Source organism: Bradyrhizobium sp. 142, from assembly GCF_023074015.1.
Taxonomy (GTDB): Bacteria; Pseudomonadota; Alphaproteobacteria; order Rhizobiales; family Xanthobacteraceae; genus Bradyrhizobium.
Map to the genome: position 1 here is coordinate 1 of NZ_JADPKQ010000056.1, position 11,023 is coordinate 11,023.

An 11,023-nucleotide genomic window follows, 5' to 3' on the forward strand; every position below is an offset into this window, starting at 1 on the left:
GACATGGCCGGGCCATGCGTCGCGTAAGTGGCGTCCGTTGCGTTGGTTGCGTTGGTTGCGTCAGCCGTTAGCGTCGCCGCCCACCCATTGCGGGCAGGCGGCGAGACATCGCAAGCTCCATTTTTCAGAACTCAGCTCCGACTGAGACCGCCGAGCCCGCCGACTTCTGCAACAACATCAGCCCAACTCGGACCTTCTGCGAGGTCCGGTGTTGCGCCGCTATCAGGGGTACAGCGGACAGTTACGCGCCCGATTCCAGCGCGGGCCCATGAGCACACTTTCTAGGGCAAGCCTCGCCTCGCACCCCCGGTTTACCGCGATTTACGCAAGCGGCTTCGGCCCCGGAGTAGCCGGCGGCCGAAAAACTCACCAGTGGCCGTTTACAGCCGAGGCCGTTGGAGGTCCGCCTCACGGAGCGATAGGTCCGAGAGCCTCGATACCCTCACGCCATCGGCGCCGCCGCCATGCTGCCGCACCACCGCCTCGCGGTCCCGGGCATAAGCGTCGCGGAGCATGATCAGAAACCGAGCCCGATCGGCTCGCGAAAGCGCTCGCCATCCTCGCCAAACCTGCTCCAGCGCGGTCATCGCTGCCTATCCTACGGAACTCGCAACCATATCGCGCGGAGCAAAATCGGAAAAGGCCGCCGCCAGATATGCCGGCGGCGGGCGATCCCGCGTCCCCGGGCCGGTTCCAGCCCCCAAAGTACCTTGAGCCCAAGGGTCCGCTCGAAACGCCGCGCTACCCCGTCCTCCCTTGCCCGGAGGAACCCTCAGCGCTCGTGCCCGTTGCAGCGCTAAATCAAGCCCCAAGGAGGACTTCCTCATGTTGAAGATCGCTCTTGCCGTGGCGGCAGCCGCAGCGCTGCTGACGACTGCCCCGCTTGCCATTCCGGCCAACGCCCAAGGCGTCAAGATGGCTCAAGGCGTTGATGTCCAGATCGGACGGGATCGCGAGGACCGCTACTATAGGGACCGTGACCGCTACGACCGCGACCGATACGACCGCGACACCACAGTTGGCGTCGGCCCGGGAGGTGTCACCGTCGGCCCAAGACAGCGCTGCCGCACCGAGACTGTCACGGTCGAACGTGATGGCCGTATGGTTACGCGCCGGGAGCGCCGCTGCGACTAAACGGCGAGGAGGAATTGTTTCGCTTTGGGGCTCGTCCGGAACGAGGCGAGCCATGCGATCTCCATCGCCGAGTGACGTGTTTCTTGTGCTCGCCATCGCGGGCATAGTTCTCCTGATCGAGATCGGCATTTTCATCCTATTGGTGGTGCTCTGAACTCGGCCGAGCGCAAGCGTGTCCGCCGCCGACGCCGCGAGCCGCCCTTTAAGGAATTTTATTACCGGGTTGTTGTTATCCTAGCGTCATTGCAGGTAGGTCGCGATTAGCGGCGGCGAATTCCGAAATATTTAATCCCGGGACACGCTCGGTTGGCGGTCTCTTTCCACCGGAGAGCCCCGTGATATTAAGGGTTTCGTGATTACAGTCTTGCTTCTGCTTGGTGCATCGCAGTTAGATCAGTATCTCACCAACGGTCGATATACGATGGCGCCACGGCGATGCTGAGACAGATCAGGCACTCGTTTCGCATTTTGATGACCGTCTCCGCCTCGCAGGTCGATTGAACCGCAAAGAAGCTACTCAATGTCGTCGCGCGATCGGAACGCGAAGACAATCTGGCAGCACGTCTTTGAGGTGCCTCTGCGGTTCAGTAAGTGACAGTTACAACAACCGGATCAGACGGCGTGGCCTGCGGCGGCACACGGCCGCGGTCGGACCTATTTTGCTGGACCTCAGAACTTGCATTCGACCATTCCGAGTTCCGATCCGCCTTGATCCCTCTCGTGCCGATTTCACGCGGTTCAACGCCATTCGGCCGCAAATGCCATTTGGAACCACCTTGCTTGACCTGCACCGGATTCGCACGGGGGTTGGGATTTAGCCCTTCTTAACAACTACCGCGAGAGACTATCGCCAAGTACTCGTCCGTTGTTTTAGCTCGTGCAGGGGATGCGATTGCCGCGGTGAGCAGCGCTTTTTGGTCACGGTCGCTGCTAGTTAGTTGAAAGCCATTTAGTTAGTGGGTCCCGCGTGAAAGGCATTAAAGCCGATGGGCTGGGATAAGCGCGAAGCGAAGCGCGTTCACTTCGATCATGAATGCCGAGCGACTCTGTTGGCAGCCGACGGCACATGGCGGCGCGACTGCATACTCGTCGATGTTTCGGAATCGGGTGCAAGACTCCGGATAGACGGATCGCCAGACGTGCTCAGCGCCCGAGAGTTCTTCCTGTCACTGTCATCGACTGGCTCGGTTTTCCGTCGATGCGAGTTGGTCCGGCTAGACGGATCGGAGGTTGGTATACGTTTTTTAAGTCCAGATGGTTCTCGTTGCGCCCGCAATGGAATTGATCTGCTTACGAACCATTCCGGCCATCGATACAGTCGCTGCTGCCTTGTGAAGCGAAAGAGGCGCTCTTTCGCGACTCGCGTGGTTTCCTTCTCTACCTCTCCAAAGCGGTCTCATCGGTGCCGACGGAAGAAAGACTCGTCCGGCTGGCGACACGTGAGGCGCTCGTCTGGTTGAGCGAGGCTCCGCACGATCAAGGCTCGTTTTGGGGTTAGCTGATGCCGCCTTGGCCCGGCTTTTTGACCGAGTGGTGCTTTCTTATGTTGGTCCATATAGTCGCCGATGACCCGAAGCAACTATCGAGCGTTCGCTCCTTTCTCGAACGTGATCACCACACCGTGAGCTCAAACCTGCTCTGTGACGCCGCGCTGAAGGCGGAAAATGCGGAAGCTTTAGTCGTACGGGTAGATTTGCGTACCACCGAAAATATCCCTGCCTTGAAAAACATGCTGGAGGGGGCTCAGCAAACCCGAAAGCGCATTTTCTTGATCGAGAGTCCTGCTCACGTGTGTGTGTCACAGGCATATGCCTTGGGGGCTACGCTGGTGCTGTCAGGCAATCTGAACGCCGCTAAGCTGTTGCAGGCCCTTTCTCAGGGCCGCAGGGCAGCGAGCGGCCAAACAGAGGTTGGTCGCGACTCGGAGGCTGTCACTGCTGCCGCAGGTGCTATCGCTTCGCTCTTTACGGCGATGACAAGCGGGATGCCAGTCGATCTGGTAGGTGCCAAACAATCCGGCACTAGTCTCGCGGACCATATCGCCGAACATGGTCTAACTGACTGGCTCGCAACGGTGCGCCGCCATCATGAAGGTACGTATCAACACTGCCTGCTTGTCACGGGCATCGCCATCGATTTCGGACTCAGCCTCGAAGTAGGAAGGGCCGATCTCGAACGCCTGCACGAAGCCGCGCTATTCCATGACGTTGGAAAAGCCAAGATCCCGCTCGCGATTCTCGACAAGCCTGGGCGACTCGATGCGGGAGAACGAGCGCTCATCGAGACCCATCCTACAGTCGGATATGAAGCTCTGAGGGCGCAAAAAGGAATCTCAGCCGAAATACTTGATGCTGTCCGACACCACCATGAGTACCTCGACGGCAGCGGCTATCCAGATCAGCTCTCCAGCGGAAGTATCGCGGATATCGTCCGCATTCTGACAATATCCGACATCTTCGCCGCGTTGATCGAGCACCGGCCATACAAGCCAATTATGCCAAGACAAGAGGCTTACAATATCCTGTGCGGGATGAACGGTAAGCTCGAAAGGGCACTTGTAAGGGCATTCAAGCCTGTCGCCCTCGATCGATGAGAATTACCAGCTTCAAGGATTGGATACGCAACGTCCTCAAATTCCCGCTTCGATCATCGAACTATAGTACAGGGACTTCGGAGGAGGCGGAGCATCAATCATCTCGATCGGATGGCGAGGCAGCCGCACTGGAAACGAAAGCAAAGGATGAATTGTGTCGCGTGATCTTTCTAGTTGAACTCGCTCTCACCTCTGCTCATCAAGTGACAACCCGCTTACGCGACCCTGCCGTCCGTGCCGGCCTCGAAAAACAGATTATCACTATCGAAGAGGTGGTTCAGTTCGCGCGGGACCGAGCTTGCCAACTATGATCATGTGGCTAAGCCGCGGGCTCCGCGCGCGCGGCTGTAACTGCTCTTCACTGAGAATGAGTGTTCCCTCAAGGAGCAGGCTCGGGAATTGCTCAGCCGTTTACACGTAACGAGCGATCTTGCCAGGGCACGTTCCCCACGAGTTTCAGTTACAATTCAGTATCATCGCCGAAAACGGTGGGCTGCCCATCGGCATGCCTCTTGGTCGTAACGGTCGCGGTAAATCGATCTCCGTCGCGTTCGCAGGAGCCGCTGTAGGTCATGACGCGCTGACAAGTCGGACGAGTTTGCATCTTGATCCCTCTTCCGGGACCGTACTCTTCCGGTTTTGACAGTGTGCAATTCAATGTGGTGAAAGCTCGACCGAGCGTCTCTCGGTTGCGAGCCCGGATTTGCCGTTGCGGCGAGCCCTGATTTGGAGTGGCAACAGGGCTACTCCGTGCCTTCGAGGGCGCAGATTCGCACCAACGCGGGACCTGCGGCGAACGCCAGTGAGCGTTCACTGGGTCAGACTCCGCGATTCAAAGCCCATTGGAGATCCAGTCGTGGTCCGCTTGCATATCGAACGTTTCATTCGTAGCCGGATTGTCCGTCGCTCCTTGGCGCTCGGGATCATCGCTCTGAGCGGATGGGCTCTGCTGCCGTATGTGACCTATCGGATCGCTCCCTCCGCATTCGTCAATGCCGAGCTGATGCGGGTGACGGCACCGTTTGCGGGTCAGCTCTCGCCCGATCTTCCGCGCAAGGGTGAATACTTCCAGCGCACTCGGTTGGTGCCGCTGGTCGAGACGCATTCGCCGGATCGCCGGCACCTCATGGACCTTGATCAGCAGCTGGCCGTGTCCACCAAACGCGCCGAGCTCGCGCGTCGCCAGCTCGATGAAATTGCCGAGCTCGATCGCAAGCTCCGCGAGCGTAGCGAGGACTATCGTTCCGGGGTGGTGGCGCGCCTGAGCCACGAGATCGGTGAAACCGAGGCTGAAAAGGGCGGCTGCCTCGCCGAAGCGCGGCAGCGGAATGACGTCGCGGGCCGGATGGAGAGGCTCGTCAAGCTCGGCATCAGCTCGCAGATTCGCTCCGCTGAGGCGCAAGCTTCGCAAGAAGCAACCGCAACGCGGTGCCAGATGGCCGAGGAACGCCTACAGCGCCTCAAGACTGAGCTGGAGTCGGCCGAGAAGGGCATTTATCTTCGTGGCGATGCCAACGACGTGCCCTCCTCGCAGCAGCAGCGCGAGCGGCTTGTTCTTCGCCGTCAGGAGCTCGAGACAGACCTGCTGCAGAACTGCTCACGGTCCGCACAGTTGGCCACGGAGATCGCGGAGGAGCGCGCTCGGCTCGAGCGTCTGGGTCACTATGATCTATCCTTGCCCGCAGCGCATGTGGTCTGGTCGGTCGCGGCCAGCCCTGGCTCGATGGTCATAGAAGGGCAATCGGTCTTCGATTTTGCAGACTGCGAACACCGTTTCATTGTTGCCGAGCTACCCGAGCGCGATTTCGAGAAGATCAAGGCCGGAGATGCGGCTGCCGTTCGCCTGCTTGGCAGCCGAGAGTGGAAGACCGGCCAGGTCCGGCAAACCCGTGGATCGGCGGCGTACGCTGATGATCGGCTGCTTGCGGCGCGAGTGCCGCGGCCCGATCCGGGTAGTATCACCGTTGAGATCTCGCTTCCGCGCGATGAGACGTCGGCCGACCGCAGTGGTTTCTGCGATATCGGGCGGCAGGCTGAAGTGCGCTTCGAGCGTCCGGCAACCGGGCTGCTTCAACTGATCAGCGGGCAGCTGAAATGGCTGACCGCCGGCCTCGCGCTTGACCAGCCATTTCTTTGAGCAGTTGACTCCCATGCACGCCACAACTCTGCCGCCCTTTCAGCTGTTCGCACCGACGCTGTGCCTGTTCGCGGTGATGTACTTCCTGGCTCCGACCTTACCGCTCGGGCGCGCTTGGGCGCGCGTCGCGATCTTTGTCACGGTCTGGCTCGTTGTTGCCCGCTACCTCGAATGGCGCATCTTCGCCACGGTGCTGCCGGCGAGCGGGGAGTGGTACCAGATTGGGTGGATATGGTTCTGTCTCTTCGTTGAGCTTTTGGCCTTCACGGACCAGTTTATTCTCTACCTGACGTTCCTTCGCAGAACCGATCGCCGCAATGAAGCCGATCAGCACGAACGTCGGCTTCGTGGTCTGCCGAACGATGCGCTGCCCTCGGTCGATGTCTTTATTCCCACCTACGACGAGCCACTCGAGGTGCTGGAAAAGACCGTCACGGGTGCACTGTGCCTGGACTATCCTAACTTCCAGGTCTGGGTTTTGGATGATGGTCGCAGGCCTTGGCTCAAGGAACTCTGCGAGCACAAGGGTGCAGGCTACCTCACGCGCGCTGACCACGCCAATGCCAAGGCCGGCAATATCAATCACGCCCTCACGAAGGCAAATGGCGAGTTCTTCGCGATCTTCGATGCGGATTTCGTGCCGCAGCGCAATTTCCTGATGCGCACAATCGGCTTCTTTGCCGATCCAAAGATCGGGATCGTTCAGATCCCGCACACCTTCTACAACGAGGACCCGATGCAGGCGAATCTCGGCCTGCACAGGGGATTGCCGGACGACCAACGGTTCTTCTTCGATTGCATCATGCCCGCGCGCGATGGCTGGGATGGCGCCTTCTGTTGCGGTTCCAACTCCGTCACGCGTCGGGCGGCGCTGCGCGCCGTGGGCGATGCCTTGCCAACCCAGTCCATTACAGAAGACATTCTGCTGACGATGGTGCTGCTGCGCAAAGGCTATATTACACGTTATCTCAGCGAACCGCTGGCGATTGGATTGGCGCCGGAAAGCCTCGCTGCCTATTTCGTGCAACGTCAACGGTGGGCGCGTGGTGCAATCCAGACCTTGTATCTCGACGCCGGCCCCGTTGGCCGTGGACTAAGCTTGATGCATCGGCTCCTGTTCTTTCCGACCCATTGGCTCTCGATGGGCCTGCGGGCGCTGATGGTCGTGGTGGTTCCTATCGTGTTCATGTGGACCGGCATCACGCCTGTCATAGACGTTACGCCGGAGTCGGTCTTTTTCTATCTGTTCCCCGCGATCCTGGCGCTGAACGGGGGCATCTCCTGCTTTGCACCACACGAACATTTCCCGCTCGCCGCTCAGGTCTCAGCGACCATCCAGAGCTTCAAGCTTCTCCCGGTTGTGCTCGCGACGCTGCTCAAGCCGAAAGGACATGCATTCAAAGTAACCCCTAAGGGGACTGCCGCGCGGCGGGTAGGCTACGCCAGAGAGATATTCTGGCCAGCGGCGACCTTCATGGCGCTGACGGTTATCGGACTTGTTCTGAACACAATCCCCGAATGGCGGGTGATCGATCATCCGGCCGCATTGCCAATGGTCGCCTTCTGGTCTGTGGTCAACATTGTGGTGCTCTTTTTCGTTTGCATGACCTCGCTCCAGGCGCGCATGCCTCGTACCGAGGAACGCGTCGTGATCGACGAGCCGGTCTTGATCAGAACCGAGACCGGGGAGCGGCTGTCCGGTCGGGTCAAGGACGTATCTCTCTCCGGCGCTGGCATTCTTCTCGATTGCGGTGTCGACTCTCTTTGCCGTGGAGCATCGCTGCCCGTCCATGTCGCACAAGTAGGCTGGATCGACGCGACCGTCATGCAACAAAGGGGGCAACTCGTCGGGGTGCAGTTCAACTTGCCGCCGTCGATCGAGCGAGACCTGCTGATCCGGAAGCTGTTTACCGGTGCCTTTCTGAGGAAGAACAATGCTGTCGCCTGTTCGGTGAACAGGGCGATGCTTAAGAACATCTGGCTCATGCACACCCCGTTGCCGATCTTGATCACAGGCGGCGCGAAACCCGTGTCGCCGGCCGAGCGTTTACCGGCAGAGAGCCTGGTCATTCGCCCCCGACCGCCGACCTACGATTTGGTACACCTTGCCGGAGTTCGAAGCGTGCATCCGACAACTTTCACCGAACCTGGGTTCCGGACCTAGGTTTGGCCGAGTGGCCGGCGCGGTTGCTCTCTAGGCCATCAAGCTGACTTGATGCTGTGACTGTTCTACTGTCCGAGCAGTCCATCAGGTAATTCTAGCGTCAATCGACGTGGTCACTCTCCTTCTGGTGCTCTGCCACAAACGTCAACCGAAACGAGCAACCGTGCCTTAACCCGAGACGTGTAAAGGTTCCAGGGTGGAGGAAGGATTTCTTGATCGACCACCGCAGTGATCTTCGCCATGGGCGTTTGACGTTCTGGGCCTCGGCTTTCGTGGCAACCGCTTGCATGGCGATTGTCGTACTCAGCGGTTGGCGGGAGTGGTCCTCGCAACTAACGGAGCTGAAGAGCGCCGAAACGGACATATGGCCAATCTGGCCCGATCGCTGACGCAACATGCGGACGATACGTTCGAACTCACCGACACCGTTCTCAACGTGCTGGTCGGCCAGCTTGAACTGGAGGGAACCGGCCCCGCGGCGATCGCCAAGATTCAGACTTTTCTTACTCGCCGCAAAGCCGCGAACCGGATCCGCGGCGTATTCGTCTATGACGAAACCGGCCGCTGGCTCGCGACCAGCGAGCCTGTGAATTTCGCCGGTCTCAACAACAGCGACCGCGAATATTTCCAGCATCATCGTGCCTCGACTGATCGGGGAACTTTTATTGGCCATCCGGTGACGAGTAGATCGGGCGGGCAATGGATCATCACCGCGTCAAGGCGTTTCAATCATCCTGACGGCAGCTTTGCCGGAGTCGCCCTTACGACGATCGATGTTGACTACTTCTTACAGTTTTATAGCCGGTTCGACGTGGGCCAGAACGGTTCAATCGCTCTAGCGAGTGCAGACGGCATTGTCCTCGCACGTAGTCCGGATAACGGCTATACAGGCCGTGACCTGTCTAATGCGCCGCTTTTCAAGCATCTCCGCGAGCGGCCAGCTGCAGGCTCCTATTATTTCAAATCGCCTCTCGACGGCGTTCAGCGTCTGAGCTTTTATCAACTGAGCAGTCGCTACCCCGTCATCGTGGTTGCCACAGAATCGCAAGACGACGTCTTGGCGCCCTGGCGTAAAGCCGCGGCGACACGCATAGCTGTGGTGCTGGGTCTGGCAGGGGGGCTTGCTGTTGCGGGTCTCTTGCTGGTGCGTCAGTTGCACCAGCGGCAAAGGATGTCGGCTGCCCTGCTCGCCAAGGAAGCGGATTTTCGCCTCCTCGCGGAGCACTCGGGAGACATGGTCATGCGCATAGGGGTTGATGGACGAATCCTTTATGCGTCGCCATCCAGTACACGAATTCTTGGCTGGGCTCCGAACCAATTGGTGGATACGTCGGCTCTCGCCGGCATAGATGCCGTGGACCTGCCACGGGTTGAGCAAACGATCTCCGCGTTGAGGAACGGCGAAGCCGAAGAGGCGAGGATCATCTATCGCACGCGTCATCGAGAGAAGGGAGAGATCTGGATCGAAACCGCGCTGCGCGTTACCAGGAGTCCGGAAAGCGGTGACATAAACGGCGTGGTGGCAATCTCGCGCGACATGACCGAACATAAGGATCTGGAGGGTAAGCTGGCGGCTCTCGCCATTTCGGATGGCCTGACGGCGTTGGCGAACCGCAGACATTTCGACGAGCGGCTGGAGGAGGAATGGGACCGGGCGAGGCGCGGGGGAGCGCCGTTGTCGCTGTTGCTGATGGACGCCGATCATTTCAAGCGATTCAATGACCAATATGGGCATCAGGCAGGCGATGCGTGCCTTCGTTCAATCGCCAGGGTCCTGGTGGAGCAGGCCAGACGGCCCGCTGATGTGGCGGCTCGGTATGGTGGAGAGGAATTCGCCTTGCTGTTACCGAACACCGATGCAAGGGGTTGCGAGCAGGTCGGCGAACGAGTCCAGCAAGCGATTCAGGAACTCGGCATCCTGCACACGCTCAACCCGCCATCCAGGCAGGTCACCCTGAGTATCGGCGGCGCGGCACAAATGCCGGCCGCCGATAAGGCGGATTGCGCGTCGTTGATAGGGGCTGCGGATAGGGCGCTCTACGCCGCCAAAGAGAGTGGACGCAACCGCCTTGTGATGTCAGGGCAAGTGGTCGCTTGGCCCGGCTCGATACGGGCGTGAAAGGCAATCAGGAGCGGTGCCGTGGGTGCGCGATTGATCGCGCAATGAATACTTGCCCACGATGGCCGTCTTGGCGGCCCAACGATGTTCGCCTGCATCGGCGCGGCGCGCGCTCGACCGGCTTAAGCCGATCGCAGGCCCTCGACGGAGGCGAGCCAAGAGGCGTACCGGATCGTCGGTTAAAGCACTGTGCCGATCGGTCGGGGTTCGGTGCGAGTGTTCTCGCTCAGCGGCTCGGGAAACGCTTCGGCAGTCTTGGCAGTTTGCTCGGGTCGAATTTCACCGCCGGTCGCGCCGTATCCCGCGCGGGTGATGAGCCTTGGTTGAAAATGAGCGTCACCTCTAAGACCATTCCCGGTGCTGCATCGGTCGTCCCTCGGCACGTCACGATAGTGCCCTTGGCTGTTCCCACGAGTTGTAGTTCGATCTCGTCAATGCCGAACACAGTCGGATGGCCTGCGGTATGTCTCTTGGTCATCACCGTTGCGGCAAATCGATCGCCGTCCACTTGATAGGAGCCGCCATAGCTGATGATGCTGTCGCGACCCCAGAGCATGCCGTCTGCGAAGTGAACGATGCCTGTACCTTCGCCAAGTGAGGTCTTGAACCACGCCGCATAAGTTCCGTCTTTGAGCATGGGAGGAGGACCTCTCCCTCGGTGTTCACAATATGCAGATCATCGGCATAACTCTAAGATCAGGTTAATCTTGGCGACCCGTGCAAATGCGGTGCTGCCCTCAAGTGAGGTGGCCGTCAGGTGAGCACGGTTTCAAATGCAGGAGCCGGCAGCGCCGGCGTTCATGCGACCTTCGACGTACCGTAGACGCACGGATCACATTGCAACGCAATTCGCGCTACAACGCAGTTCGCGCCGGG

The 11,023-nt window shown here is 59.5% G+C and carries 5 protein-coding genes and 3 pseudogenes; 6 read left to right on the forward strand and 2 right to left on the reverse strand.

Going from position 1 to position 11,023, the window contains the following annotated elements; translation table 11 throughout:
• Nucleotides 1-825: 825 nt before the first annotated feature.
• The 3 genes from IVA82_RS06180 (at nucleotide 826) to IVA82_RS06190 (ending at nucleotide 3,727) form a co-directional block, all read left to right on the forward strand.
• The gene (locus IVA82_RS06180) at nucleotides 826-1,134 is read left to right on the forward strand and encodes a hypothetical protein (RefSeq protein ID WP_247387076.1); all 309 of its coding nucleotides are present in this window, start codon (nucleotides 826-828) and stop codon (nucleotides 1,132-1,134) included.
• Between the two features lie 986 nt (nucleotides 1,135-2,120).
• Nucleotides 2,121-2,594: a PilZ domain-containing protein gene (locus IVA82_RS48900; protein WP_346658766.1), complete on the forward strand. Its 474-nt coding sequence runs from the start codon at nucleotides 2,121-2,123 to the stop codon at nucleotides 2,592-2,594.
• Nucleotides 2,595-2,677: 83 nt separating this feature from the next.
• Nucleotides 2,678-3,727, forward strand: a complete 1,050-nt coding sequence (locus IVA82_RS06190) for an HD domain-containing phosphohydrolase (RefSeq protein ID WP_247493189.1) — start codon at nucleotides 2,678-2,680, stop codon at nucleotides 3,725-3,727.
• A 351-nt stretch (nucleotides 3,728-4,078) separates the two neighbouring features.
• On the opposite strand, the pseudogene IVA82_RS06195 reads toward IVA82_RS06190, so the two are convergent.
• Nucleotides 4,079-4,304: pseudogene (locus IVA82_RS06195) on the reverse strand (hypothetical protein); the annotation flags it as partial.
• A 279-nt stretch (nucleotides 4,305-4,583) separates the two neighbouring features.
• On the opposite strand from IVA82_RS06195, the gene IVA82_RS06200 reads away from it, so the two are divergent.
• The 3 genes and pseudogenes from IVA82_RS06200 to IVA82_RS06210 all read left to right on the forward strand — a co-directional run bounded on the left by IVA82_RS06200 (nucleotide 4,584) and on the right by IVA82_RS06210 (nucleotide 10,147).
• Nucleotides 4,584-5,864, forward strand: a complete 1,281-nt coding sequence (locus IVA82_RS06200; RefSeq protein WP_247493190.1) for an HlyD family efflux transporter periplasmic adaptor subunit — start codon at nucleotides 4,584-4,586, stop codon at nucleotides 5,862-5,864.
• A pseudogene (locus IVA82_RS06205) lies at nucleotides 5,845-8,025 on the forward strand (glycosyltransferase family 2 protein); the annotation flags it as partial. The gene IVA82_RS06200 and the pseudogene IVA82_RS06205, both read left to right, overlap by 20 nt.
• 290 nt (nucleotides 8,026-8,315) lie before the next feature.
• Nucleotides 8,316-10,147: pseudogene (locus IVA82_RS06210) on the forward strand (diguanylate cyclase).
• A 226-nt stretch (nucleotides 10,148-10,373) separates the two neighbouring features.
• Here IVA82_RS06210 and IVA82_RS06215 read toward each other — a convergent pair.
• A complete protein-coding gene (locus IVA82_RS06215; protein WP_247387079.1) occupies nucleotides 10,374-10,784 on the reverse strand; it encodes a hypothetical protein in 411 nt (136 codons plus the stop codon).
• Nucleotides 10,785-11,023 lie beyond the last annotated feature (239 nt).